This is a genomic window from Xanthomonas sp. NCPPB 1826, from assembly GCF_056725285.1.
The window spans coordinates 4,859,617-4,886,260 of record NZ_CM161521.1 but is presented as its reverse complement, the minus strand read 5'-3'; the positions used below and the strand labels follow the sequence as shown (position 1 = coordinate 4,886,260).

The following is a 26,644-nucleotide window of genomic DNA, read 5'->3' as shown; positions in this document are numbered from 1 at the left end:
ATATGACGCACACGGGCATGCAGGCGAGGGTGATGCGCGCGCTCAGGGATTGCGCATGCCTTGCGCGTGTCGCGATGCTTTGCATCTGCGTGGTAGTGCCCGCGCTGGCAGCACCACCGGCATCGAACCAGTTGCCGCGCGAGCGTGTCTCGCTCAACGGGCAATGGCGCTTCCATCGCGGCGATCCTCCAGGCAATCGGCAAATCCTGGACTACGACATCCGCCCGCACGTGCTACGCAGCGAAGACGGCAAGGTGGCCGACGCGCAGCCCGAGCAGGCGCAGCACCTCAATGCCGCCGCAACCCGCGTGCTCAAGCCGTGGATCCTGCCCACGGCCAACAACTTGATTGCAGATCCCGCGAAGCGGCACAAACGCCCGCCCGGCCACCCCGGCAGCAGCGTCGCCTTCGTGCAGCCGCAGTTCGACGACAGCGGTTGGGAGCGCGTGGATCTGCCGCACGACTGGGCCATCGCCGGGCCGTTCCTGGCCGATGGTCCCTACGGTGGCATGGGGCGCCTGCCGAGCTGGGGCGTGGGTTGGTATCGCAAGCGCCTGGACATCCCCGCCAGCGATCGCGGGCGCGCGCTGTTTCTGGATCTCGATGGTGCGATGGCCTATGCCACGGTCTGGCTCAACGGCAAGCTGGTCGGCGGCTGGCCGTATGGCTACAGCTCCTGGCGCGTGAACCTGAGCCCCTATGTGGTGTTTGGTGCGCGCAATCAGCTGGCGATCCGTCTGGACAACCCGCCCGACTCGGCGCGTTGGTATCCGGGCGGCGGGCTGTATCGCAATGTGTGGCTGACCAAAGCTGCGCCGCTGCATGTCGCGCATTGGGGCACGCAGCTGACCACGCCGCAGGTGTCGGCCGACACCGCGCAGGTGCAGCTGGCGATCACGCTGGACAATGCCGCGCGCAGCGCGGTGCAGGCGCAGGTCAGCACCGCCATCTATGTGCTCGACGATGCGCGCGGCACACGCAGCGGCGCGCCGGTCGCGCGCATTGCCGCCGTGCAGGTTGCGGTTGCCGCCGGTGGCAGCGCCCGTGTGCAGGGCAGCACGCAGATCGACCGCCCGCGTCTGTGGGGCCCGCCGCCGACCCAGCGCCCGCACCGCTATATCGCAGTGACCGAGGTCAGTCAGGACGGCCACGTGGTGGATCGCTACGAAACACCGTTCGGTATCCGCAGTATCGTGTTCGATGCCGACAAGGGCCTGCTGGTCAATGGCGAACATGTGCCGATTCGCGGCGTGAACAATCATCACGACCTCGGCGCGCTGGGTGCGGCGTTCAACCTGCGCGCCGCCGAGCGGCAACTACAGTTGCTGCAGCAGATGGGCGCCAATGCCATCCGCATGAGTCACAATCCGCCCGCACCGGAGCTGTTGGAGCTGACCGACCGCATGGGCCTGCTGGTGGTGGACGAGGTGTTCGACAGTTGGGAGATGAAGAAGACCCCGCTGGATTTTCACCTGGTGTTCCCGCAGTGGCACGAGCCGGACCTGCGCGCGATGCTGCGGCGCGACCGCAATCATCCCTCGGTGATCCTGTGGAGCGTCGGTAACGAAGTCGGTGAGCAGTACACCGGCGAGCAGGGCGCGGCGATCGCACGCACACTGCACGCCATCGTGCATGAGGAAGACCCCACGCGCCCGGCCACGGTGGCGATGAACTACGCCTCGCCCGAGATGCCGTTGCCCGCTGCACTGGATGTCATCAGCCTTAACTACCAGGGCGAAGGCATCCGCGACGCACCGGAATTCGCAGGCACCGAGCGCATCCGCAAACAACCGCAATATCCCGCGTTCCATGGCAGGTTCCCACACAAGGCCATTCTCAGCAGCGAGACCGCCTCGGCGTTGAGCAGCCGCGGTGTGTATCTGTTTCCGGTGACGCCGGACACCAGCGCGCCGGTGCGCGATGGGCGCGGCGGCGACTCGGTCGCGCACCAGGTCAGCGCCTACGAACTGCATGCGGTGGACTTCGGCTCCAGCGCCGACAAGGTGTTCGCGGCACAGGACCGGCATCGGTATGTCGCCGGCGAATTCGTCTGGACCGGCTTCGATTATCTGGGCGAACCCACGCCGTACTACAGCTCGCGCAGTTCGTACTCCGGCATCTTCGATCTGGCCGGTTTTCCGAAGGATCGCTACTGGCTGTATCAATCGCGTTGGCGCCCCGATCTGCCGATGGCGCATCTGCTGCCGCACTGGACCTGGCCCGGCCGCGAGGGCCAGGTCACGCCGGTGCATGTGTTCACCTCCGGCGACGAGGCCGAGCTGTTCGTCAATGGCGTCTCGCAGGGGCGCAAGCGCAAGGGCCGGCTGCAGTACCGGCTGCGCTGGGACGCGGTGGTCTACCAACCCGGCGAGCTGCGCGTGCAGGCGTACAAGGAAGGCAAACCCTGGGCCGAAGACCGCGTGCAAACCGCCGGCAGCGCCGCGCGCATGCAGGTCACGCCCGACCGCAGCAGCATTCGCGGCGACGGGCAGGATCTGAGTTTCGTCACCGTGCGTTTGCTAGATCGCGATGGACGCCCTACACCGACCGCCGGCGATCGCCTACGTTTCCGCATCGAAGGCCCGGGCGAGCTGGTCGCCACCGACAACGGCGATTCCACCAACCTGGAATCCTTCGCCGCGCCGCAGCGCAATGCGTTCAACGGGCTGTGCCTGGCGATCGTGCGTGCCAAGTCCGGCGCGCGTGGCACCATCACGCTGCATGTCGAATCGGACAGCCTGGACGCCGCGCAGGCGCAGATCGTGGCGCAGTGATGAGATTGCGCATGAGCTGTCGCCTGCAGTAATTCACCTTGCAGGCAGCCGTAGAAACAACACCGCCTAGATGGGGAGCGTGCTCGGGTGCGGCCAAAGCAATCGGCCATGCCGTAGTAATCGTTCCATGAAAGCCGCCCCGTCATGGAGTTCGCGTGATGGATATCGGCTTGATCACGCGTGCGTTGCATGGCGCCGTCGGGCGCGTATTTCGCTATCGCCCCTGGCAATCAATGCTGAGACGTCGTCTGCGCGCATCGGCCGCCCGGATTGCGAAATGCCGTAACGCAGCATCGACACCTCGCGGATGCGCGCTTAACACAAGAACGTGACACAGCCCAAAGTTGATGCGTTTGCTGCATCTTCAACTTCGTTTTCCCGGACATTACTTCCTGGTGGCGCATGGCCGGCCTGGCCGTGCGAGGAAGATCGTTTACTCCACCTTCATAAGGAATGGGAATGAATAATTTTGGATCAACGTCAGTGCTTGTTGCCTGCATCATCGGAAGTGTGGCCAGCGCAGGGGCTGCGACGCAGAGCTCGGCCATCAACGCCGCCGGCCGCGCCAAGGCCATGTCGTCCTGGGAAGCGACGATCCATCAGCAAGCGCCGTCGATGGAGGGTTGCTTCCGCTCGGCGTTCCCGAACAATGGCTGGCAGGCGACACGTTGCGCGGCGCCACCCAAGCTCGTGTCGGTGCCACCGGCCGCCATCAACGGCAACGGTCGCGCCACCACTGCGCACACCGATGGTGCTTTCACGGTCGGTAACGGCACCGACTACGCTGCACGCACCGGCAGGTTCACGCGCTCTGCGGTGGGCTCGTTTCCGAGCGTGAGCGGCGTGACCACCGGCGTGGCCGATTATTCGTTGCAGATCAATACCGACACCGCCAGTAATCCCACCACCTGTTCGCAGTTCGGTTACTCCACGTGTCAGACCTGGGAACAGTTCATCTACTCCACCGATGGTGACGGCGACGCCAGCAATGGCCGCACTCCGATTGTCTTCATCCAGGACTGGTTCTTCGCCGGTAGCACTTCGCAATACAACGCGGTCGGCTGTCCATCCGGCTGGAACGCCTATCCCGACCAGAACGCCTGCTATCGCAACAGCGACGCAGTGGACGCACCGCTGGTCGCGGTGAAGAACATCGGTAGCATCAAGCTGACCGGCTCGGCGACCGCTGGTGGCGTGGACACCGTCTCGTTCTCGGTCAACGGCCAGGCCTATAGCGTGAACCAACCCGCCTCTACATTGAACATCAACAAGATCTGGCGGCAGTCCGAGTTCAATATCTTCGGCAATGGCAGCGTCAATCCGGTGGTGTCGTTCAATCACGGCTCGAGTGTTACCGTGAACGTGGCCGTCAACGACGGCACGACCAATGCCCCGACGTGTCTGGGCAACGCCGGCACCACGTTCGAGCAGAACAACCTGACCCTTGGCAGCTGCACCGCTTCCGGTGGTTCGTCGCCGCGCATCAGCTTCACCCAAAGCAACTAAGGTGTGCTCAACGCTCGGGAAGGCCTCGGCCTTCCCGAGCGTTTGTCGTTGTAGCACTTGCCAGCGGCCGGGTGGACCCCGATCCAATTCGCGTCGTCGATCATCTTCGTGCAACGCAACTCGTCGCGGCCACTGCCACTGTGCATCGCTCAATGACATGCCTGCATCTGCTATCGCGCACAGGCGCTGGTTGGGTGCGGTACGCCCTGCACAACGCAGGCGCGCTGATCGATGGCACTGCCGCCGGCACATAGATCTTCGCGCAATGATCGACGCGACTGCTGACGCTCCGTGCCGTGTCGTCGCCGACACGCCATGTCGCCCTGCAGCAGTTGGACGTTGGAGCAAGGCCAACATGGGTGCGCCAATGTGTACTCGCAACCGTTGGACGCCGTGGCGCACACTGTTTGCCGGCATGCACGCGCCAACGCAGGTCGCCGCCGCCCTTGGAGACGGAAGCAGCTATGCTGCGTTATCGCCAGAGTTTGCCGCAGGCGGACTGTGCCATGGCCTTGCGCATCCCCGCGACGCACGCCGCTCCAGTGTCGTCCCTGCGTCCCGGTCAGTTGCCCATGCCTTCCTCATCGAGCTGCCGCCATGTTCGCACCTCCGCAGTTTTCCTTCTTGTTGCTGGTCGGCATGTTGGGTGGCAGCGCGATCGCGAGCGCTGCGCCGTCGGCGGTTGCCACCTCTCCCTGTCCGGGGCAGACGCTCAAGCAGGTCTATGCCGATGCCTTCCTGATCGGTACGGCCGTCAATGCCGAGATCGTGTCAGGCCACGACGCCGCATCCGCGGCCTTGGTCGCCTGCCACTTTAACGCGCTCACGCCCGAGAACGTGATGAAGGCCGAAGTGGTCTCGCCGCGTCGCGGCATCAACGATTTTTCCGCCGCCGATGCCTTCGTTGATGACGCGCGTGCGCAGCATATGTTCGTGGTCGGTCACACGCTGGTGTGGCACAACCAGACGCCGGACTGGTTCTTCACCACCGCTGATGGCCAGCCCAATACGCCGGCACAGCAACTGGAGCGCATGCGCCAGCATATTGCGTTGGTGGCGGGTCGTTATGCCGGCAAGGTGCAGGCCTGGGACGTGGTCAATGAGATCATCGACGAAGACGGGCGTTACCGTGATACCAACTGGGTGCAGCGCGTCGGCGATGGCGACACCGTAGTGCGCAACGCCTTCACCTTTGCCCAGCGCTATGCGCCGGATGCGGAGCTCTACTACAACGATTTCAACGCATGGCGGCCGAGCAAACGCGATGGCATCGTGCGCATGGTCAGGATGCTGCAGCAATCGGGCATCCGCATCGATGGTGTCGGCATGCAAGGACACTGGGGGCTCAACTATCCCAGCCTGCGCGATATCGAAGACGCCATCGATGCCTACGCCGCGCTCGGCATCAAGGTCATGATCACCGAGCTGGACATCGACGTGTTGCCGCTCACCAGGGAAGGCCAGGTCATCGGGACCGGGCTTGCGCACAAGCAGTTCCAGCTGCCGGAATTCAAGCGCTTTCTCGACCCGTATCGCGAGGGCTTGCCGCCGCAGGTGCAGGCGCAGCTGCGCGATCGCTACGCCGAGTTGTTCGCGCTGTTCTGGCGCAAGCGCGACAAGCTCGCACGCGTCAGCGTGTGGGGTGTGAGCGATGGCATGTCCTGGAAGAACGATTACCCCGTGCCGGGCCGTACCAATTATCCGCTGCTGTTCGATCGCAACTACCAGCCCAAGCCGGCGCTGGATGCGGTGTTGGCGGTACCCGCGCGCGCTGGCGGGCGCTAGCGCGGCCGCCGGCGTGCGCAGCAGGCCTGCACACACATGGTGGCATCATGGCCCGACTTCGTTACTGGACTGACCGATGCGCTTGCCGCCCTATCTGCTGTTGGCCGTTCCGTTGCTGGCAATCCTCGCCGCCTGCACCAGGAAGGAGGTGCCGCCACCGCGCTTCGCCGCGATCGGGCATCTGCAGAGCTTCGATCGCAGCTTCAGCGACGTGGTCGCTGGCGATGCGCGCATCGAGAAGCTCAGCGAAGGCTTCACCTGGTCCGAAGGCCCGGCCTGGGTCCGCAACGGTGGCTATCTGCTGTTCACCGATGTGCCGGAAAACAAGCTCTATCGCTGGTCCGAGGACGCAGGCTTGTCGGTCCTGCTATCGCCATCCGGTTACAGCGGCCTGGAGCAGGCCACGCTGCGCGAAGCCGGCGCCAATGGGCTGTATGCCGAACCGGGCGGCACCGTATTGCTGGCTGATTCCGGCACGCGCATCGTCGCCAGGCTCGACCCGGCCACGCGCAAGAAGACGCCGCTGGCGACGCAGTTCGAAGGCCACCGTTTCAACAGCCCCAACGATCTGGTCCGTCGCAGCGATGGCGTGGTGTTCTTCACTGACCCACCGTACGGCCTGAAGGGCATGAACGATTCGCCGGTCAAGGAGCTGCGCTACAACGGCGTCTACCGGCTGGACACCGACGGCAGCGTGCACCTGCTGGACGACAGCCTCAGCCTCCCCAACGGCATCGCACTGTCGCCCGATGCGCGCACCCTGTACGTGGCCAACTCCGATCCGGACCGCCCGATCTGGATGGCCTATACGCTCGACGCAGCCGGTGCGGTGACCGGCAAGCGCGTGTTCGCCGACGCCTCCGATCTGGTCGCCAAGGACTCGCCCGGCCTGCCCGACGGCATGGCGGTCTCCGCCGACGGCCACCTGTTCGCCACCGGCCCCGGCGGCGTCATCGTGTTCGCCCCCGATGGCCGCAGGCTGGGCCGTATTGAAACCGGCGAACCCATCTCCAACTGCGCCTTCGGCAACGACGGCCATACGCTGTACATGACCTCCCACGCGATGCTGGCGCGGGTGCGGGTCAAGGCGCTTGGGTTGGAGTTTGCGCCGTAGCGCCCATTGGCCGGCCAAACCGCAGCACAGCAGTCGCCGCTTCCGTAGGAGCGGCCCTGGCCGCGATGGAGCTGTACCCATCGCCCTATATTGCAAGTCGTTCTGCTTTCAGCCGTCACAACAGCTGATGGATGCGATGTCCTTACTGACCCGGTTTTGTAGCAGGCAACCTTGAATTCTTCGGTCCAGAACCCTAGACTCGCACCCTAAGTGGACTGGGGGTTCCCGGTCGGCGTCATAGCCTCGGTGAGATCACCGGGGCTTTTCGCTTTCTGGCGGCGGGAAAATTTTCAGGCCCCAACCTTCATAGTCGACACCCAATTGACGCCGGCCTTGCTTGCAGAAGAATTTTCGCTGCAGCACGTCGAATGCGCGATTGGGATGATCCGGGCGAAGTACCGATAGCCCGATGGGCCGCGCAACGAGGTCAGCCAGTTGCAAGCCAGATGAGTTGGCCTTTTTGTCCGCAAAGACGATGGTGAAGGGAAGTTGCCGGCCCCAGCGGTTTGCGTCGTCGCAGATCCGCCTGAATTCCAGCTCCAGATCGCGGTCTTCCTTCTTGCCACGGCATTCAACCACCACGTGCGTTGCAACGTTGTCCTGCTTCTTTTCCTGCATCAGTTCGAAAAGTGTTTCCAGGCAGAATGCGAGCGCCAGGTGGTAGGGATTGTCTGCGGTCTGGGCCTTTTCCTTCAGCCGTGTCTTGTCGATGACACAGCTGATCAGGATGAAGTTATGCGACTCGATGATGCCCGTCAGCTCGTCCAGAAAAATCGTCTTTTCCAACCGATCACTGAAGCGGAAATGTCCCTTTTCCTTGCGGATGTCATGCTCGTGAAGAATCACCACGTCATGCCCGAAATGCCTGAACTTGAATGACGCAATGGCGGGAACAACGTGTTGCGCGTAGTGGCCTTTGTGGAAGACACACAAGGCCAGCACAAACACCGGATAGTTGGGATCTACCGACTCAGGCCGTGGTCGCCGCTTTCATCGACATAGACGATGTAATTGCTGTAATGCGGGTCGGCAGCCGCCAGCAGTGGCGATGTTGCCGGCTCGCCTTCCGCCTGTACCAGTGGCAGCGAAAATTGCCCGGCAACGCCAGGCATTGTTGATGGCGTGTGATCTGATCCACGTTTCGGCATGACCACTCCCTGGTGCTGCACATTGAACAACGATGCAGCAGATTAGATCCTCGTCTGCAGAGGCACAACTTCAACCAGGTCTTTCGCAGCATGCCGTACGCGGGAGTCGGCATGGCCTATTGCGCGCTGTTTTCATGCAACACCAGCACATCATCCAGCTCCGGCCCGCCGCCGCGGTTGCCGCTGCCCGCCACGATGTACAGAGCGTCGCCGACCGCTGCGGCCTGGGTGCCGTGGCGCCCTTGCGGCAACGCAGCCAGCGTCTGCCAGGTGGAGGTGGCCGGGTCGTAGGCTTCGACGTCATCGTGTGCCTTGACCTGGCGCGTGCTCTCGCCGCCCATGACCAGCAGCTGGCCATTGCGTGCAATGGCGGCGGCACCGGCGCGCGGCGTCGGCAGCGCGGCTGGGGCAACGCTCCAGGTGCCGCGCTGGATGTCATAGACATCGACTTCGGAAATCGTCTGCGCCAAGGTGTTGCCGCTCTCGTGCGATGACCTGCGGCCACCGGCCGCATACAGCTTGCCGTCGAGCACCACCGCATGGAAATGATCGCGCGCACGCGGTGCGTCGGCCAGCTGCGTCCATTGCTGCGTTTTGGTGTCGAACGCATCCAGCCACGGCACATACCCGCTCATATGGCCGCGCGTATTGCCGCCGACCAGGTACAGCACGCCGTCGTGCGCCACCGCGCCTGCCGCGCCGCGGCGACGGCCTTTGGGAATCTCCGCGCCGACCTGCCAGCGATCAGTGGCAGGGTCGTAGATCAACAGGTGGGTCAGCGCGGCTTCTTCCGGGTAGTCGCCGGTCAGGCCGCCGACGACGTAGATCTTTCCCGACGACACCACCGCCTGCGCGTGGCTGACCGCCAGTGGCGGTGTGCTGCCCTTGGACCAGCGGCGTGTTGTAGTGTCGAAGATGTCCAGCGGGCGGTCGTCGCGCCCTCCGATCAGATAGAGCCTATCGCCGACCGACACCAGGCTGTTCTCATGGCGCGCATGCGGTCTGTTGTGCGGGGTCATCGTCTGCCAGGAGGCCGCCTGCTTCGATTGTGCCGAGGTGGCCACCGGCATCGCCTTGTCGGTGGCCTGACCAAGCGCGGGGAAAGTGCCGACCGCGGCAGCAAACAGGCTTGCGCGGAAACAGCTCGTCAATAGGCGCATGCGGCACTCTTCCGATGGCGTGGGCAGGCCAGTGTAGCGACACGTGCGCGATGATCCACTCGCACAAGCAGGCCGATCCAGGGCCAGGTCGCGCGTGCTTGCGCATTGCCGTGATGTCCCCCGGCAGGCTGCCTAGGCAGTCCTGGTTGCCGGCTTCTTCACATGCAGCAGCACCGCGCATGCGAACACTACGGCAACGCGATACGACAGGAGAAAGGTGTGGCACGCAAACCGGCAAAGCAGGCGTCTTCGACAACACCACCCAAGACAGTTGCCGACGCGGCGGCACGCGGACTGCGGTTGCGCGAGCAGCATGGGCGTGGTGGCACCGCAATCGGCGTTGCGCGTGCGCGCGATCTTTCGGCACGGAAATCGCTTTCCACGCAGACCATCCGGCGCATGCATGCGTACTTCGCGCGCCACAGCGTGGACAAGACTGGCAAGGGCTGGGCCGACCGTAGCGCGCCATCGGCCGGCTACATTGCCTGGCTGCTCTGGGGCGGCGATGCCGGCCAGCGCTGGGCGGCACGGCAGTACCAGCGTCTGGAAGAGGCGGCGAGCGCGAAGACCCCAGCAGGAAAACGAGCAAGCGCGACCACGACGGCCGCCGCCCATGCAAGTGCCGCGGACAAGCGCACCCCGAAGAAGGCCGCGAGAAAGAAGGCAGTCGCAAAGAAGGCAACCGGAACGTCGCCAGCGAGAAAACCGTCGGCAACACAGGCCGCGACCAAGAAAACGAGCGCCGGTAACGCAGCGACGCGCAAGTCGGCGCCCTCGGCCGGTGCCCGCAAGGCGACCGGCAAGAAGGCAGTCAAGAAGACTGCGGCCAGGAAATCTCCTGCAAAGAAAGCAGCATCGACGAAGAAGGCGGTAAACAAGACGGTCGCGCGCCGAACTGCAGCCGGGAAGAGCGCTTCCACGCGCGGTGCAGCGAAGAAAGGCACAAGCAAGACGTCTGCGCCATGGAAAAGGCCCAACCCCAAGAGTCGCTCGCGCTCAGGTCCGCTGTCCCCGGCGCAGAAGGCACAGGCCAGACAACGCGCCAAGGCAGCAGGCCGCCCCTATCCCAATCTGGTGGACAACATGGCAGTGGCAGGTAAAGGCAGCGCTGCCAAGCGGGCGAGTGGATCGGGTGCTGCGAAAAAAGCTGGTAAACCTTAGCCGCAACCGGCTGTCAGAATGGCCGAACCCGCTCGGCTCACGCGCGACGGCACGGGAGAGATGGGTTGCGCGTGAGCAGACGATTGTTCCGGGCGCTGCCGCTTGCTGTTTCGGCGGCATTGGTCCGAACAATACTTCACCTCGTCCCACACCTTTTCCCACTTCTTGCGCCAGCAGAAGGGTCGCCTGCATTGAACGCAGAGCTTTTCCGGCAAGTTCTGCTTCTTGTGGGCGGCCATGGGAAGGCGGACGTCGGACGCTGTGCGGCAGGGGTTCAAGCATGCCATAGCGATGCATTGGCCCGAAGCCTCCGCCGCTCCACGGGATGCGTCGGCGGGCTTGGCAGCGTGGTCGTGAAAGCGGCACGCGCAGTGTCTATCGTGATGCAGGTTGGCTTGTGCCGAGATGGAACGAGCCTCCCCAACGCGGGGACATGCACTCGCCTCATCATCAGACAAGGACACCCATGAAGCTGTTTCCACTTCTGCTATCTGCCCTGCTGTACGGCATTTCGCTGTGCCTTCCTGCACTGCATGGTGGTAATGATCAACTGGGTGGATTTGTCATCCTGCTGCTTGGCTGGATGCAGGTGCTTGATGGCCAGTGCCTGGCCTGGATGAGTAACCCGCTGTTCCTGCTGGCATGGCCGTGTTATTTCCTCAAGGCGGGCAAGATGGCGGCGGCCCTGTTGGCAGCGGCTTGCCTGATCGGGTTGGATACCTTTCGCGCAACCCGGTTCGACAAGAACGAGGCTGGCCAGCAAGTCATGATCGATCACGTGGGCGCCGCATTCTATGTGTGGGAGTTGAGCTTTGTGGTCCTGCTCGTGCTGGTGCTGACGCGCATCTTCAATACATCCGGCGGCAGCCAGGGCGTCCGGGTATCGTGACCGACAGGCAAGCCAAGGTGTCTGAATGGTGCAGATCTGCATGACATCCAGAGAGCGCTCAGGACCATCGACATGTGGCCGATCAACTTAAACCGCAGGGTGGTCATTGCCATCACCACGCTGGCGATTGCCTGCATCGCATCCAATCCGGAGGTTGCAGCGGCCATACCACTGCTGGAGATGGTGGGTATCGACGTGTTTGCATACTTGTTGGCAAGCCGGCTGGGCCCGGTTCTGCTGCAGGGCGTGGCGCCGGTCATCCGGGATGCATACATGCGCCGGGGCCACAGGCTGGTGCGGCCACTGGGCCATGCAGTCAACTGCTGCCTGGGTGGATACTTGCGGCAGGTGAGCTGGTACACCGGTCAGCTGGTGCTGGCCGCCGCGGTTGGTTGCACGCGGATCTGTGCGCTGCGTCGCCAGGCAACTGCCGTACCGGCTTGAACCCGAGTACCACGACAGAGGAGTCGATAAGTCGAACCTGCGCGGGTGGTGAGCGAGAAGGTGACGCTAAGGTGCCGGAACACGATTCGCGCATGGGGAACCGGTAGCGAAATCGGCAAGGTTGCGCAGGGTGATGTCGGAGATCTCCTGCAATGCCTCTGCTGTGAAGAATCCCTGGTGCCCGGTCACCAGCACATTGGGGAAGGTCATCAGGCGCTGAAACGCCTCGTCGTCGATGATCTCGCCCGAGCGGTCCTGGAAGAACAATGCGCTTTCCTGTTCGTAGACATCGATGGCCAGATGGCCGAGCTGGCGGGATTTGAGCGCGCGGATCACCGCATCGGTATCCACCAAGCCACCGCGCGAGGTGTTGACCAGCATCGCACCCGGCTTCATCGACGCCAGCGCCGCGTCATCGATCAGGTGCTGTGTTGCCGGTGTCAGCGGGCAGTGCAGCGAGACGATGTCCGAGCGTGCGAACAGCGTCTCCAGCTCCACCCGCTGCCCGAGCGCATCGAAGCCAGGCGTGGGATAAGGGTCGAAGCCCAGCACATCGCAGCCCATCCCCCGAAAAATACGCGCAGTCGCCAGCCCGATCTTGCCCAGCCCGATCAGGCCCACCGTCTTGCCGTGCAAGGTGCGGCCGAGCAGGCCATTGAGCATGAAGTTGCCCTCGCGCACGCGGTTGTAGGCGCGGTGCGTCTGGCGGTTGAGCGTCATGACCAGCGCCAGCGTGTGCTCGGCCACCGCTTCGGGCGAGTAGGCCGGCACGCGTGCCACGAACAGCCCAAGTGCGGTGGCCGCAGCGAGATCCACATTGTTGAAACCGGCGCAGCGCAGCAGCACCGCGCGCACACCTGCCGCGTGCAGTGCCTGCAGCACGGGCGCATCGAGCTGGTCGTTGACGAACACGCAGACCACCTCGCAGCCCTGTGCCAATGCTGCCGTCTGCAGATCGAGCGATGCCTCGAAATAAACGAACTCGGCTGCACATTGCGTGCCTGGGCGTAGTTTCGCTTCATCGAGAAAGCGCTTGTCGTAAGGGCGCGTGCTGAAGACAGCCATTTTCATGCAGAGAACTCCATCGATACGGAAGGACAGTGACCTATCAGATGCCATGTGTCTGCCACTGACATTCGCCAATCAGTGCGCATGTGGCTAGCTCAAACAGCGGCATGGACGTCAGCCTGACGGATAGAGTCTAAGCATGTCGCGCACCAACACTACGCGCATGCGTCGGTGTGCGCTGGTTTGGCGATGGGGTTGCGCGTGTTGTCGATCGGCGATCAACACACCGCGTACGTCACGGAGTCGGACGCGTCCGCTTGCTCTCGCCACGGCAACGGTCGGAGCAGTACTTCACTTCGTCCCACACGCGCTCCCACTTCTTGCGCCAACGAAACGGCCGCCCGCATTGCATGCAGGGCTTTTCCGGCAACTCGTGTTTCTTGCGCATGGCCATGTGGCGCTTGAACCTGTCCGAACGTGGGCGGGGCGTAGGTGAGGCCAACCATGTTATGTCGAGCGATGCGGTGCAGATGCCATTGCAGGCAAGAAGCTCTCTACCGCTGACAGCCCCTGCGCTACGCAGCCTTGCTTTGCTGCTCCGCACCGCAACAGGCACCTCTGCTCTCACGCGCAAACAGGAACAGCCGGCCTCCCTTCTGCAATCCAGACAAGAGCAGAATGCGTCCCTTCTCCCGTGCACGGAAGAAGGAACCGCAAAGCGCCGTGCAAGGGCGCTCGCCCCAGGCGTGTCACCTGCGGCGTGGTCTCACCGCAGGTACCGCAGGCGCCACGCGGCTGATCAACAGCACGCCGCGTCCCACCGTTACCCGCAAGGCATCACCCACTGCGAAACCGCAGTGTTCCAGCCAGCGCCCGGACAGTCGCAACTTGGGCACCGCACAACCGATGACATCCTCGGCACGCCGCACGTCGTAGTGCTGGTAGCTCATGGTGACCCGCTCTGGAATGCGGAAGCCGGGCTTGCGCAAGGGCGGGGTAGGCGCCAGCGCTGGATCCACCGCTGGCTCAGCGTCGGTCATGCTGGCGGCCGGGCGGTGCTTGGATCTGGCGCGTGTCACAACAGATCGACTGGAAGGCGATGCAGCGCGTGCACGGGCGGTTGCTTTTGGACGGGTCGTATCGAACTCCTTGTGCGATAGGAAGTCCGCCGCATCGCTGTCAATCGAGGTGGCGGACGGTATGCGGTTGACAGACCGGCCACAAGGTACCGGCAGACCTTTCGGTCTCCGCACACCGCCCGCCATAGAGCGGGCACGCCCCCCACGCATGACACCGGGCAAAGAAAAAGCGCCGACATCGTGCAATGGGCGCTGGTGCGCCTTGTGGTTCGGACTGTCAAATCCGGCTGCGGAATGTGCCGCAGCACAGGGATCTTGCTACTCGCCAACACAGCGAGTCAAGACAGCACGGCATGGCTCGCAACCCATCCCTCGTATCTGGCGTATCGTTGTGCTCAAAGACGGGTTCGTTATCCCACTACGAGAAAGCGATGACTTCCACTGCCGAAACGCCAGACCGTGCGATTCCACTGCACCCCGGTCGCTCGATCGAACGCACTGTCGCCTTCTATCGGCGGCTGGGCTTTGTCGGCGACGCGCATCCGCACGATGCGGGCTACGCGATCCTGACGCGTGGCGAGTTGGAGCTGCATTTCTTCGCACACCCGGATCTTGATCCTGCGGCCTGCTATGCGGGCTGCTATATCCGGGTTGGCGATGTCGATGCGGTCTACGCCGCCATGCGTGCCGCGCAGCTTTCGGCACACGGCATCCCCAGGCTCGATGCTGTCAGCGACAAGCCCTGGGGCATGCGGGAATTTGCGCTTGTCGATGAGAGCGGCAATCTGATCAGGATTGGACAGGTAATCGGTAGCTAGGCGTCCAATCGCCTGCATCTGGGTACCTGCATATCTGGAACAGGCCATCGATCAGGTGGCACGATATACACGTTGCCCGACATCGCACGACGTAGACATCGGACCTTGTTGGCATGCGATGGCAGCCGGCGATGCGTATGCCGTGCATCACCTTGCATCGATTGCCAGCTGTATCTGTGCCGGCGTTGCAGTGCCCAGCGCAGCATAGGCAGCGCGCAGTGCCTCCACAAAACGCGCATCGCCAGAGAGCGCAGCGAACATCGCATCCACGGTGAGGAATGCCGCGATGTCATGGCTGGCATTGCCGGTGGTCGAATGGGCGATGTCGCTGAGGACCTCGCTCAGTGGATCGACCAGGGCCACGCCGTTGGCCGCCTGCCTGCGCACGAACTGCAGCCACGCCGCTACCGGAATGCAGAGCCGGTCGATCCGGCGCCCGGCGTCCAATGCATCGCTGATGACGCCGAGCAGACGCACCGGAATCTTTTGCGAGCCATCCCAGGCGATCTGGGCGAGCAGGTGGCGGATGGCGGGGTTGCGGAAGCGGGCGAGGATGGCGTCGATGTAGTGCTGTGGGTCGAAGCCCGGCATGGGCTGCAGGGTGGGGGCGATGTCCTCGCGCATCAGGGTTTCGACAAAGGCAGCCAGTTGCGTGTGGCGCATGGCGTCGGCGACGGTTTCCAGATCGAGCAGGCCGCCGAGATAGGCGAGTGTGGAGTGCGGGCCGTTGAGCAGACGCAGTTTGGCGCGTGCATAGCCGGCGATATCGTCGCTGAGAATCACCTCTGCGCTTTCGAAGGCGGGGCGGCCGTTGCAGAAGCGGTCTTCGATCACCCACTGGCTGTAGCGCTCGCGCTGGATCGGCCAGGCGTCGTGCAGACCGGTTTGCGCTTGTACGTTGGTGCGCAATACGTCGTCGGTGGCGGGGGTGATGCTGTCGACCATCGAGCGCGGAAAAGTCACGTGCCGGTCGATCCATGCCGCAAGCGCGGGATCGGTTTGCTGTGCGAGCAGCAAGACTGCGCGGCGTAGCAGGTTGCCGTTGTCTTGCAGGTTGTCGCAGCTGAGCACGGTGAACGGTGCGCTGCCCTGCTGTCTGCGTTGTTGCAGGCCGGCGACGAGATAGCCGATGGCGCTGCGCGGCGTCGCGGGATGTGCGATGTCGTGCGCAATCTCGGGATGGGCGAGGTCGAGGGTGTCGCCTGCGAGGCAATATCCCTTTTCGGTGATGGTGAGGGTGACCAGGCGCACGGCGGGCTCTGACAGATGCGCGAGCACGGCGCTCTGTTCGTCGGCGGCGCACAGCACCTCGCGGATGGCGCCGATGATGCGTAGCTGCGGGTGTTCGTCGAGCAGCGCGAGGGTGTACAGGCCGTCTTGCGGACGCAGGGCGTCGCGCACGCTCGGGTTGTGCAGGGAGACGGCGCAGATGGCCCAGGTGGGGTCATGTGCGAGCAGGTCGTCGATGTAGACGGCCTGGTGGGCGCGGTGGAAGGCGCCTGCGCCTAGATGGACGATGCCGATGGTGGTCTGTTTGGGGTCGTAGCTGGGAGTGAGGACGGTGGCTGGTAGGTGCGCGAGTGTTGCGATGGAGAGCGTTGGAATTGGCATGGGTTTTTGTTTGGAATCGTGGGGGTGCTGCAAGTTCGCCTGTGGCCGTACCCTCATCCCAACCCCCGCTCCGCGCCCCGGCCCACGTCTTGCGACGTGGGCGCTCCAAGGCACGCGCGCCAGTGGCGCGCAAGCGGTGCCTCTTCGCCCGGCGGGAGAGGGGCCTGGGGCAATCGCGGCTGAGTGGGTTCTTCGCCCACGTCCGCATGGCGAGGGTGTCAACGGCTGCTACTTGTCGGTGATGGTAAAGCGTTGTGTGCTGCGGATATCAGCGCTGGAAGCGCCGACCTGTACTTCGTAGTCGCCTGGATCCACTGCGTAGGCCTTGCGCTGCTCGTCGTAGATGCGCAAGGCGTCCTGCGCCTTGAGGGTGAAGCGCAGCTGCCGTTGTTCGCCGGGTTGCAGGGTGATGCGCTGGAAGCCGCGCAGTTCCTTGATGGCACGTTCGCGTTGCGGCTTGAGCGGATGCAGATAGAGCTGCACCACTTCATCGCCTGCGCGTTGGCCGGTGTTCTTCAGCGTGACCGTGGCCGTGAGCGTGCCATCGGCGGCCACCGTGGTGCGATCAAGGCGTAGATCCGAATACGCAAACTGCGTGTAGGACAGGCCGTGGCCGAACGGATACAGCGGCTTGCCGGCGAAGTAGCGATAGGTGCGGCCGCGCATGGCGTAATCGTCGAAGGCGGGCAGGCGCTCGTCTTCCTTGTAGAAGGTGATCGGCAGGCGGCCGCCGGGGCTGGCCTGGCCGAACAGCACATCGCCGACCGCGCTGCCGCCACGTTGGCCGGGGTACCAGGCCAGCAGGATGGCGGGCACGTGGTGCTGCGCCCAGTCGATCGCCAGCGCCGAGCCGGTGGTCAGCACCGCAACCACTGGCGTGCCGGTGGCCTGCAGTGCCTGCAGCAACTCGCGTTGCGGTTTGGGCAGGCGGGTGTCGGTGCGGTCGCCGCCGGCAAAACCGGGATAGTTGACGTCCATCTCCTCGCCTTCGACATCGCCGGTGAGCCCGCCGACGAACACCACCACCTCAGCGTTGCGTGCGGCGTCCACCGCTTCCTGCAGCGGCGGCTTGGCGCCGGGCATGCGCCAGGCCAGACGCACGCCGGCATCGCGTGTGGCCTCGAAGTATTCCACGCGCAGGTCGTAGGCCTTGCCGCCTTCCAGCGCGACGCTGGCATTGCCGCCGCGCATGCGCGGGGCCTCGCTCCATTGATCGATGAGCAGCTTGCCGTCCAGCAACAGGCGCACGCCATCGTCGGCGGCAATTTGCAGCTCGTAGGTGCCCGACACCGGCGGCAGCAGCTGGCCATGCCAGCGCACGCTGAAGTCGTCCTTGGCCAGCGCACGGTCGGCCTGCAGTTCACCGCGGCCCACGGCATCGTCGGTGGGCGCATTGCGGTCCCAGCGGAAGGCGATACGCGGATCGATGCGGGTCAGCACCGGCTGGCCGGCCAGGGCGCGGCCCTTGAAGTATTCGCCGGTGAGGCCGTTCTGCTTGGCATCCGGCGCCGGGCGCAGATAGCGGGTGTCGATCGGTGCAGCGGCGTTGGGGTCTTCGCGCCCTTCCACCAGATCGCTGCCGCGCGCGTAGACCACCTGTGTCTGCGGTGCGGCGTCGCGGATGCCTTGCAGGATGGTGACCGGCGCGGCCGGCGTGCCGTAGTAATTGCCCAGCAGCGACATCGGGTCGTCGGCGGTGGGGCCGATCACGGCAATGCGCTTGAGCGTGGGTTTGAGCGGCAGCAGGCCGTCGTTCTTCAGCAGCACCAGCGATTCGCGCGCGGTGCGGCGGGCCAGTGCATCGTGCTCTGGCGATTGATTGGCTGATGCGGGAATCTGCGCCCACGGCACCTTGGCCGGCGGGTCGAACATGCCCAGCCGCATGCGCGAGGTCATCAGCCGCTTGAGCGCGGTATCGATGCTGGCCTCGTCGATCAAGCCGGCACGCACCGCCGCCGGCAACGCGGCATAGGTGTCGCCGCAATCCAGGTCGGTGCCGTGCTTGACGCCAAGCGCGGCGGCCGCTTCGGGCGTGGGCACGATCTTGTGGTTCTGCCAGATATCGCGGATGGCGGCGCAGTCGCTGACGATGTAACCATCGAAACCCCAGTCGCGGCGCAGGATGCCTTCCAGCCGCGTACTGGCCGAGGCGGATTCGCCATTGACGCGGTTGTAGGCGCCCATCACCGCGGCGACCTTGCCTTCCTGCACCAGGGCCTGGAACGCGGGCAGATAGGTTTCATGGAGATCGCGCTCGCTGGGATGCACGTCGAAGTGATGACGGTCGGCCTCCGGGCCGCTGTGCACGGCGAAGTGCTTGGCGGTGGCATCGAGCTTGCGGTACGGCCCTTGCTGCGCCTGCAGGCCCTGCACGAAGGTCACGCCCATGCGCGCGGTCAGAAACGGGTCTTCGCCATAGGTTTCCTGCCCGCGGCCCCAGCGCGGGTCGCGGAAGATGTTGATGTTGGGCGACCAGAAGGTGAGCCCCTGGTAGCGCTTGTGCTCGCCGCGCGCCATGAAGGCGTGGTGCTTGGCGCGCGCTTCGTCGCTGATGGCGGTGGCCACCTCGGCCATCAACGGGGTATCGAACGTAGCAGCCAGGCCGATCGCCTGCGGAAATACGGTGGCGCCGCCGGCACGCGCCACGCCGTGCAGCGCTTCGTTCCACCAATCGTATTCGGGCACCTGCAGGCGCGGGATCGCCGGGGCGGCGTTCTGCATCTGCGCGGCCTTTTCTTCCAGCGTCATGCGCGACACCAGGTCGGCCGCACGCGCATCGAAGGGGCGTTGGGTGTCCAGATACGGCGGCGGCGTTGCAGCCTGCGTGCCGGTGGCGGCCAGCGCCATCGCCAGCAATAAGCCGCGCGCAGGTGTGCGACGCGGGGCGGTGGCGCGGTGGGCGGGGTGCGAATGCATGGTCAGTCCTCCTGGGTGCGGTGCGGTTCCAGCTGGGCAAAGGGCCCGATCATGCTGCCGACGAAGCCGCCGGCCTGTGCGGTGCTGAGCATGCCCGCATCGTCGTTGCGGTGTAGCGATTGCCAGCCGCGCCCATCGGCATCGAAGGCAAAGCTGTACGCACCGCCATCGCCGCTGATCTGCAGGCGTAGCTGCGCCGTTGCGGGGACGCGGGTGCGTGCGAGCGTGGTGGTTCTTGCGCCCTCGCGCTTGTCGAGGAAGACGTCCAGCGCATCGCCGTTGCGTCGCACGCCCAACGCATACCACGCATTGGAATTCTGCAATACGGCAAGCCCGGCGCTGACGCCGGCCTGCGTGGGCACCGCCAACGCGGTGCTCGCGGTAAAGCGCGTGTGTTGCTGGCGCCGCGCCAGGAAGGCGGGTGTGGCGGTGCTGTCCAAGCCTTGCGCACTGGCATGGAGGGTCAGCCAACCGGTGCGTGCGCTTAGATCGGCTACCTCATGTTTGGGCACACGCAGATATAGCCATTCGCGCTGCAGCGAGGTGCCGACGAAGTCGTCGCGCCAGGTGAAGTTGCCCGACAACGGCGCTTGATCGGCCGGTGTCTTGGCGCCACGCGGGCTCTGTGCGACAGACGGAATCGGCTCGCCGGCCGGCAGGATCGACGGCCAGCCATCGCGCCAGTGCACTGGCAGCAGGAAGGTTTCGCGCCCGGTGTTGTAGCGTTCGCCCGCATACGGGCGGCTGGCCAGGAACACCGCCCACCATTGCCCGTCCGGTGTGTCCACCAGATCCACATGCCCGGCATTGCTGACCGGGTGCGCGCGTCCGGCCGGCAGGTCGCGTTGGGTCAGGATCGGATTGTGCGGCGAGGGCTCAAACGGCCCCCACACAGTGCGGCTGCGCAGAACCACTTGCGAATGCTGCGGCCCGGTGCCGCCTTCGGCACACGAGAGGTAATACCAACCGTCGCGTTGATACAGATGCGGGCCTTCGATCCAGATCGGCTTGCTGGCCAGATCCACCCCGCCGTTGAGCAACACCTTGCGAGGGCCGACCGGTTGATTGCTGGCGAGGTCGAAGCGCTGCATCCAGATCGCACGGTGGCCTTCGTATAACGGCGTGCCTTCCGGCGGGCCGTTGTTGAGCAGGTAGGCGCTGCCGTCGGTATCGAAGAACAACGACGGGTCGATGCCGTCGATGCCCGGCAACCACGTCAGTGCCGACCATGGGCCGGCGGGATTGTGGGCGCTGGCGATGAAGTTGCCACCGCTGTCGACCGAGGTGCCTACGACATAGAAACGCCCGGCATGATGACGGATGCTGGCAGCGAACATGCCACGCGACACGCCCAGCCCGTCGTAGTCGAGCTGTTCGCGGCGCTCGACCACATTGCCGATCTGCGTCCAGTGCACCAGGTCGGTACTTTCGAACACCGGGATCGCCGGGAAATACGCGAACGTGGAATTGACCAGGTAGTAGTGCTCGCCCACGCGTGTCACGCTGGGGTCCGGGTAGAACCCGGCCAGCACCGGGTTGCGGTAGTGCCCGGGTGGTAACGGCGTGGCGAACACAGCATCGTCGCCGCGATACTCGAACCAGTCGAAGGCGACATCGGCTTTTGCTTGCGCCTGCACGCGCGCAGGCGCGGCCACCGCAAGCAGCAGTGCCGCAAGCGCGGCCGGCAGCCAGCGCATCACCAGTCCCACATCGCACCGTCTTCCAGCCGCGCGATCGGCAACTGCTTGGGCACGTAGGGATACTTCGCGGCCAGGGCCTCGTCGATGTCCACGCCATGCCCGGGCGTTTCGCCGCAATGCAGGCGGCCATCGCGGAATACGTAATCGTGCGGAAACACCGCGTTGGCCTCGTCGGAATGGAACATGTATTCCTGGATGCCGAAGTTGGGCACCCAGGTGTCGAAGTGCAGTGCCGCGCCCATGCACACCGGCGACAGATCGGTGGCGCCGTGGAAGCCGGTACGCACCTGATGCAGCGCGGCGAAATCGGCCAGACGTCGCACATGGGTGATGCCGCCGGCGTGGACAATCGTGGTGCGGATGTAGTCGATCAGTTGCTGCTCGATCAGGTGCTTGCAATCCCACAGCGAATTGAACACCTCGCCCACCGCCAAGGGGGTGACCGTGTGCTGGCGGATCACCTCGAACGCGCGCTGGTTTTCTGCAGGGGTGGCGTCTTCCAGCCAGAACAGCCGGTACGGTTCCAGGTCGCGGCCCAGGCGCGCGGCCTCGATCGGGGTGAGCCGGTGGTGGGCATCATGCAGCAGTTCGATCTCGTCGCCATGATCGTTGCGTAGCTGCTCGAACAGCTTGGGCACCACGCCAAGATAGCGCGGCGTGGACCACACCGTTTCGGTCGGCAATTCGCTCTCGGCCGGCTCATACGGTTTGCCGCCGCTGGAAATGCCGTAGGTCTTCTTGATGCCGGGCACGCCGCATTGCGCGCGGATGGCGATGAAGCCCAGCTCGCGGAAGCGGCCCACCTCATCGCTGGTTTCGGCGATATCGCGGCCATTGGCATGGCCGTAGACCAGCGCGCCCTCGCGCGAGCGCCCGCCCAGCAACTGGTACAGCGGCAGGCCGGCCATCTTGCCCAGGATGTCCCACAAGGCCACGTCCACCGCGGCGATGGCGCTCATCGTCACCGGGCCGCGCCGCCAGTACGCGCCGCGGTAGAAGAACTGCCAGATGTCTTCGATACGGCCGGCATCGCGGCCGATCAGATTCGGCACCAGGTGTTCCTGCAGGTACGCCGCCACCGCCAGTTCGCGGCCGTTGAGCGTGGCATCGCCCAGCCCGGTGATGCCCGAGCGGGTGCGGATCTTCAGGGTGACGAAGTTGCGGCCCGGGCAGGTGACGATGACGCGCGCCTCGACGATCTCGCGATCGCGGGCCGAGCCTTGCAGCGGAGCAGGGGAGTCGGGAGTCTGTGGCATCGTGGTCTCGCTCAGGGAGAAGTGGCGGCAGTGAGGGGGAGTTCGAACGGGCCGGCCGGCAGGCCGCTGCGGTCGTACAAGGTGCATACCGGGCTGTCGGCCCAGCAGTAGCGCACCCGCGTGACGGCCAGGCCGGAGGGAACGCGCAGGCTGATGGTGTGGTCGTGCAAGCTGGCAACGGCATAGCGGCAGCTGTTGGACGCAGCGCCGCACAGCTCGAAGCCGATCGGCGCATCGGCGCCATAGCTGAGCAAGGCGGTGTCCACATCGTCGAAGGCGATGCGCACGCTGTCGCCTTCGCGTTGCGCGCTGCGCGGCACCGGGCCGGAGGGCGCAAGCGCCTCGCCGTACACCACTTGCCGCGCCGCACGCGCCAGGCGCCGGCCCAGTTCCTGCTTGTTGGCCGGATGGATGTCGTAGCGGTCGCCGATGTCGATCGTCACCGCCAGGCCCGCATGCGCATCGTTGGCGACGAAGTGGCGTTGCGCCTCGCGCAGCTGCGCCCAGCCGCTGTCGACCGGCTGGGTGGGCGGCGCGCCATAGTTGGCCAGCTGCACGATCAGCAGCGGCAACTGCGCACCGAAGCGCTGCCGCCAATCGCGTTGCCATGCAGCGAGCAAGGCCGGGTAATGCACCGCATCGCCGGCATTGGATTCGCCCTGGTACCACAGCACGCCACGCAGGCCGAGCTGGCCGAGCGGGGCGATCATGCCGTTGTACAAGGTGGTCAGCCCGGCCGCCGACGACCATGGTGCACGCGGTGGCGAGCCCAGTTGCGGCGGCACGATGCGGTACTGCCAGGGCGCATCCAGCGGCAGCGTGCTGCCATCGGCGAACTGCAGCGCACGTGATTGCGCATCGCCCAGCAGCCCACCACGCCGATAGGTGTTGAGCACATTGAGCACGATGCTGTTGCGCCCGGCCTGCAGGCGCCCGCGCGGCACGCTGTAGCGACGCGGCTGGTCGGCGCCGTAACTGCTGCCCACACCGTGCCCGTTGACCCAGGTCTGGTCCAGTTCGTCCACCGGCCCGAGCAACAAGCTGGCGTCCTGCGCGGCCTGCGCCGGCGTCAGCTCCACGCTGGTGCGGTACCAGACCATGCCGTTGAAGCCGACCAGCTGCGGCACGCCCCAGTCGTCCCAAGCGCCCAATGCCGCCGGTGCGGTTTGCCAGGCGCCGGGCGCATCCGCCTGCCAGGGCTCGCCTTCGCCGTGCGCATGCCACCAGGCCTCCCACAGCGCGCCCCAATGCGGCGCGGCATCCACCGGGTCGCGTGCGTAACGCGCCAGCACATCCAGCGCCGGGCCATCGTCGCCGGCAGCGCGCAGTGCCTTCTCGCCGATCCAGGCCTGCAGTTGCGAGCCGCCCCAGGAGGCGTTGATCAGGCCCATCGGCACGTCGACGGTCCTCTGCAACTCACGTGCGAAGTAATAGCAGGCCGCAGAAAACTCCTTCACCGTCTCCGGCGTGGTGAGCTGCCATGCCGCAGCGCCACCGAAGCGGCGCTGCGGCGTCGGGCTGGACTGCGCCGGCACCTTGAACATGCGGATGCGCGGGTTGTCGGCATCGGCGATCTCGCTGCGTGAATCCAGGGTGCGATGCACCTGCAATTCCATGTTGGATTGGCCCGAGCACAGCCACACATCGCCGATCAGCACGTCATTGACCTGCTGCGTCACGCCCGTGCTGGTGCGTGCGCTCAAGGTGTACGGGCCACCCGCGGCGTGCGCGGGCAGGCGTGCCTCCCAGCGGCCTTGCCGATCTGCGCGTGCCTGCACCTGCTGCGCATCCAGTTGCACGCTCACGCGCGCGCCAGGGGGGGCATCGCCCCACACCCGGATCGGCGCATCGCGCTGCAACACCACATGCTCCTGAAACAGCGCATGCAGCAGCGGCGCATCGGCCGCCTGCGCCAGGCGCGGCAGCAGTGCTGCGCAGAGCGTTGCCATGATGACGGTCGAGAGGCGCGCGCTCATTTCGGATTCCCCGGTGCATACGGAAACTTCAAAGCCTGGTAATACGCCAACGGATGCGCCGGCGGCGCCGTGCCGGCCGGCAACGGCCGCCCGGACACGCGCTGGAAGTAGGCGATGCTGGCATCGCGCCACCACTGCGCTTCGTCCTGCTGGATCGCCAGGAAACTGGCCACCTGCCGGTAACGCGGTGGATCGATCTTGCCGGCCAGGCCCTGCCAGGTCGCGCGCATGGCACGCACCTCGTCCACGCCGTGGTCGTAATGCCATACCAGCTCGTCCCACAGCGGCCGCCCGGAGGCCATGCGGTGCTCCCAGGGCACATGGTGGAACCACAGCAGGTAATGCTCCGGCACGCGCTGCACATCGCCGAACACGCGCGCCACCGGCCTGGCGTATTGCGCCACCGCGTTGCTGCCGCTGGCGCTACGGTCAAAGCCGATCCCGTTACTGTCGGCCCGGTGGTAGTAGACCGGGTCCCAGTCCGGGCGCTCGCTGCCCGCATCCCAGGGTGCCGGGCCGTAGTGATGGCCGCGCCCCATCAGGTGATGCAGGCCGAGCGGGGTCATGTAGTCCACCACTGCCTCGCGCGAGCGCAGCATCATGTCGACCACGGGCGTCACCACGTCAGCATCGTTGGAGAAGCTCATGCGCGCCCACTCCTGCGCGATCGCCTGCGGCGACAACTGCGGGTTCCACGCCAGCCGCCCGTATGCATACCAGTTGGCCTGATCGAAGATCGAGCCGCTCCAGTTGCGGTCCGCACCGATGTTGGCCACCCCGGCAATGCCGGTCAGGCGCGTGCGTTTGGCATCGTTGAAGAGCGTGCCATCCACGGTTCTGGCAACGGTCGAGCCCTTGCCGCGCGCATAGGTGTCGGCCTGCAGGGTTTCGGCAAACAGCGTGCCCAGATAGGCCAGATGGGTGGAAAAGCCCAGATACTCCTTGGTGATCTGGAACTCCGGCATCAACGGCGTCTTGCGCATCGCACCGAACAGCGGATGGAACGGCTCGCGCGGCTGGAAGTCGATCGCCCCGTTCTTGACCTGCACGATCACGTTGTCGCGGAACTGGCCATCCAGCGGCAGGAACTCGCTGTACGCCTGCTTGGCGCGATCGTCCGGTTGCTCGTGCGAATAGACGAACGCGCGCCACATCACCACCCCGCCATGCGGCGCCAGCGCATCGGCCAGCAGATTGGCGCCATCGGCATGGCTGCGCCCGTAATCCTGCGGGCCAGGCTGGCCTTCGGAGTTGGCCTTGACCAGAAAACCGCCGAAGTCCGGAATGCGCGCGTAGATCTCGTCGGCTTTGTTGCGCCACCACTGCTGTACCTGCGGATCCAGCGGGTCGGCGGTCTTCAGGCCACCGATCTCGATCGGCGCGCTGAAGCGCGCGCTGAGAAACACGCGAATGCCGTAAGGGCGGAACACCTTGGCCAGTGCTGCCGCCTTGTCCAGATATTGCGGCGTCAGGCTCCAGGCCTTGGCGTTGACGTTGTTGAGCACGCTGCCGTTGATGCCCAGCGATGCATTGGCGCGCGCGTAGTCGGTGTAGCGCGGATCCAGGTAGCCCGGCAGGGTCTGCCAGTTCCATAACGAGGCGCCGGCGTAGCCGCGTTCGACCACCCCGTCCAGGTTGTCCCAGTGGTTGAGCATGCGCAGCTGCAGCCGCGGCGACTCGCGCAGGTCCAGCGCGGCCAGCGACTGGCCGGTCTGCAGCAGGCGCAGGAAGTGGAATGCCCCATACAGCGCGCCGACATCGCTGCCGCCGACGATGGCGATGGTGCGATGCCCGTCCACGCTGACACTGCGGATCAGGTAGCCCTCGCGGCCCAGGCCGGTGGTCTGCAGCTGTAACGCCGCGATCTGCGGCGCGGCGGCCGCGCCCAGCAAGATCGCACCATCGCGCGTGATCGTGGCGGACGACTGCGGCGCAGCACCAAGCAGGCCCGACAGTCCACGCTGCAATTCCTCACGTGCAACCTGCAGCGTGGGCGAGTCGCCGGCGATGATCAACTCGCTTGCGCTGCCACGCAACTGCGCCGCGTTGGCCAGCGGGTGGTAGCGCAACCATAAGTCGTAGCCATCCTCGGCCCGCGCGCCGGCACTGGCCAGCATCAATCCGCACAGCAACGTCAGCGCCAGCCACCACGGCTGCGTCAACGCTGCGCAATACGCGCCGCAGCGCCGCATTGCACGCGCGCTCATGCGGCATGCTCCAGCGGCATCACCGCACGCTGCGGCGTATCGCCGCTCTGCCTGCTTCCCGGTACCATGCGTCGCATCGTCATGCACGCAGT

Annotated in this window: 19 protein-coding genes and 2 pseudogenes; 8 read left to right on the top strand and 13 right to left on the bottom strand. The window is 65.2% G+C overall.

Annotated features, from left to right (window positions below):
* The first annotated feature begins 74 nt into the window (after nucleotides 1-74).
* The 4 genes and pseudogenes from galB to AC1PLA_RS20510 all read left to right on the top strand — a co-directional run bounded on the left by galB (nucleotide 75) and on the right by AC1PLA_RS20510 (nucleotide 7,179).
* Complete coding sequence (galB, locus tag AC1PLA_RS20525) at nucleotides 75-2,774, top strand: beta-galactosidase GalB (protein WP_481105257.1); 2,700 nt, start codon at nucleotides 75-77, stop codon at nucleotides 2,772-2,774.
* 459 nt (nucleotides 2,775-3,233) lie between these two features.
* The gene (locus AC1PLA_RS20520; protein ID WP_481105256.1) at nucleotides 3,234-4,280 is read left to right on the top strand and encodes a hypothetical protein; all 1,047 of its coding nucleotides are present in this window, start codon (nucleotides 3,234-3,236) and stop codon (nucleotides 4,278-4,280) included.
* Between the two features lie 699 nt (nucleotides 4,281-4,979).
* Nucleotides 4,980-6,065 (top strand): annotated as a pseudogene (locus AC1PLA_RS20515) (endo-1,4-beta-xylanase); the annotation flags it as partial.
* Between the two features lie 76 nt (nucleotides 6,066-6,141).
* A complete protein-coding gene (locus AC1PLA_RS20510; protein ID WP_237348050.1) occupies nucleotides 6,142-7,179 on the top strand; it encodes an SMP-30/gluconolactonase/LRE family protein in 1,038 nt (345 codons plus the stop codon).
* 252 nt (nucleotides 7,180-7,431) lie between these two features.
* Here the strand turns inward: AC1PLA_RS20510 and AC1PLA_RS20505 are convergent, their stop codons facing one another.
* The 3 genes from AC1PLA_RS20505 to AC1PLA_RS20495 all read right to left on the bottom strand — a co-directional run bounded on the left by AC1PLA_RS20505 (nucleotide 7,432) and on the right by AC1PLA_RS20495 (nucleotide 9,487).
* Nucleotides 7,432-8,127 (bottom strand): DUF3800 domain-containing protein, encoded by a 696-nt coding sequence (locus AC1PLA_RS20505; protein ID WP_481105255.1) that lies wholly within the window; start codon nucleotides 8,125-8,127, stop codon nucleotides 7,432-7,434.
* 14 nt (nucleotides 8,128-8,141) lie between these two features.
* Nucleotides 8,142-8,327, bottom strand: coding sequence for a hypothetical protein (locus tag AC1PLA_RS20500; protein WP_481105254.1), 186 nt, complete (start codon nucleotides 8,325-8,327; stop codon nucleotides 8,142-8,144).
* A gap of 116 nt (nucleotides 8,328-8,443) precedes the next feature.
* Nucleotides 8,444-9,487, bottom strand: a complete 1,044-nt coding sequence (locus AC1PLA_RS20495) for a Kelch repeat-containing protein (protein ID WP_481105253.1) — start codon at nucleotides 9,485-9,487, stop codon at nucleotides 8,444-8,446.
* A gap of 162 nt (nucleotides 9,488-9,649) precedes the next feature.
* Here AC1PLA_RS20495 and AC1PLA_RS20490 point away from each other — a divergent pair, with 162 nt between their 5' ends.
* Nucleotides 9,650-10,648, top strand: coding sequence for a DNA-binding protein (locus AC1PLA_RS20490; RefSeq protein WP_481105252.1), 999 nt, complete (start codon nucleotides 9,650-9,652; stop codon nucleotides 10,646-10,648).
* Between the two features lie 92 nt (nucleotides 10,649-10,740).
* Here the strand turns inward: AC1PLA_RS20490 and AC1PLA_RS20485 are convergent.
* Nucleotides 10,741-10,887: pseudogene (locus AC1PLA_RS20485) on the bottom strand (DUF2256 domain-containing protein); the annotation flags it as partial.
* A gap of 227 nt (nucleotides 10,888-11,114) precedes the next feature.
* Here AC1PLA_RS20485 and AC1PLA_RS20480 point away from each other — a divergent pair.
* Both AC1PLA_RS20480 and AC1PLA_RS20475 read left to right on the top strand, forming a co-directional pair.
* Nucleotides 11,115-11,537, top strand: coding sequence for a hypothetical protein (locus AC1PLA_RS20480; protein ID WP_481105251.1), 423 nt, complete (start codon nucleotides 11,115-11,117; stop codon nucleotides 11,535-11,537).
* A 72-nt stretch (nucleotides 11,538-11,609) separates the two neighbouring features.
* Nucleotides 11,610-11,981: a hypothetical protein gene (locus AC1PLA_RS20475; RefSeq protein WP_481105250.1), complete on the top strand. Its 372-nt coding sequence runs from the start codon at nucleotides 11,610-11,612 to the stop codon at nucleotides 11,979-11,981.
* Nucleotides 11,982-12,047: 66 nt separating this feature from the next.
* On the opposite strand, the gene AC1PLA_RS20470 is transcribed toward AC1PLA_RS20475, so the two are convergent.
* The 3 genes from AC1PLA_RS20470 to AC1PLA_RS20460 form a co-directional block, all read right to left on the bottom strand.
* Nucleotides 12,048-13,052, bottom strand: coding sequence for a 2-hydroxyacid dehydrogenase (locus tag AC1PLA_RS20470; RefSeq protein WP_481105249.1), 1,005 nt, complete (start codon nucleotides 13,050-13,052; stop codon nucleotides 12,048-12,050).
* 232 nt (nucleotides 13,053-13,284) lie between these two features.
* The gene (locus tag AC1PLA_RS20465; RefSeq protein WP_172454289.1) at nucleotides 13,285-13,443 is read right to left on the bottom strand and encodes a DUF2256 domain-containing protein; all 159 of its coding nucleotides are present in this window, start codon (nucleotides 13,441-13,443) and stop codon (nucleotides 13,285-13,287) included.
* Nucleotides 13,444-13,738: 295 nt separating this feature from the next.
* Nucleotides 13,739-14,029, bottom strand: a complete 291-nt coding sequence (locus AC1PLA_RS20460) for a SymE family type I addiction module toxin (protein WP_481105248.1) — start codon at nucleotides 14,027-14,029, stop codon at nucleotides 13,739-13,741.
* Between the two features lie 470 nt (nucleotides 14,030-14,499).
* Here AC1PLA_RS20460 and AC1PLA_RS20455 point away from each other — a divergent pair, with 470 nt between their 5' ends.
* A complete protein-coding gene (locus AC1PLA_RS20455; RefSeq protein WP_481106242.1) occupies nucleotides 14,500-14,886 on the top strand; it encodes a bleomycin resistance protein in 387 nt (128 codons plus the stop codon).
* Between the two features lie 147 nt (nucleotides 14,887-15,033).
* Here AC1PLA_RS20455 and AC1PLA_RS20450 read toward each other — a convergent pair whose 3' ends face one another.
* From AC1PLA_RS20450 to AC1PLA_RS20425, 6 genes are all read right to left on the bottom strand, one after another.
* Nucleotides 15,034-16,497, bottom strand: a complete 1,464-nt coding sequence (locus AC1PLA_RS20450; RefSeq protein WP_481106241.1) for a mannitol dehydrogenase family protein — start codon at nucleotides 16,495-16,497, stop codon at nucleotides 15,034-15,036.
* A gap of 228 nt (nucleotides 16,498-16,725) precedes the next feature.
* Nucleotides 16,726-19,413, bottom strand: coding sequence for a glycoside hydrolase family 3 protein (locus tag AC1PLA_RS20445; protein WP_481105247.1), 2,688 nt, complete (start codon nucleotides 19,411-19,413; stop codon nucleotides 16,726-16,728).
* Nucleotides 19,414-19,415: 2 nt separating this feature from the next.
* The gene (locus AC1PLA_RS20440; protein WP_481105246.1) at nucleotides 19,416-21,110 is read right to left on the bottom strand and encodes a glycoside hydrolase family 43 protein; all 1,695 of its coding nucleotides are present in this window, start codon (nucleotides 21,108-21,110) and stop codon (nucleotides 19,416-19,418) included.
* A complete protein-coding gene (gene manD, locus AC1PLA_RS20435) occupies nucleotides 21,110-22,369 on the bottom strand; it encodes a D-mannonate dehydratase ManD (protein ID WP_481105245.1) in 1,260 nt (419 codons plus the stop codon). Before manD ends, AC1PLA_RS20440 begins: the two co-directional genes overlap by 1 nt.
* An 11-nt stretch (nucleotides 22,370-22,380) precedes the next feature.
* Nucleotides 22,381-24,345 (bottom strand): sialate O-acetylesterase, encoded by a 1,965-nt coding sequence (locus AC1PLA_RS20430; protein ID WP_481105244.1) that lies wholly within the window; start codon nucleotides 24,343-24,345, stop codon nucleotides 22,381-22,383.
* Nucleotides 24,342-26,537 carry an alpha-glucuronidase family glycosyl hydrolase gene (locus AC1PLA_RS20425; RefSeq protein WP_481106240.1) on the bottom strand — a complete coding sequence of 732 codons (2,196 nt, stop codon included), beginning with the start codon at nucleotides 26,535-26,537 and terminating at the stop codon, nucleotides 24,342-24,344. The genes AC1PLA_RS20430 and AC1PLA_RS20425 overlap by 4 nt, the downstream gene beginning before the upstream one ends.
* Between the last annotated feature and the right edge of the window lie 107 nt (nucleotides 26,538-26,644).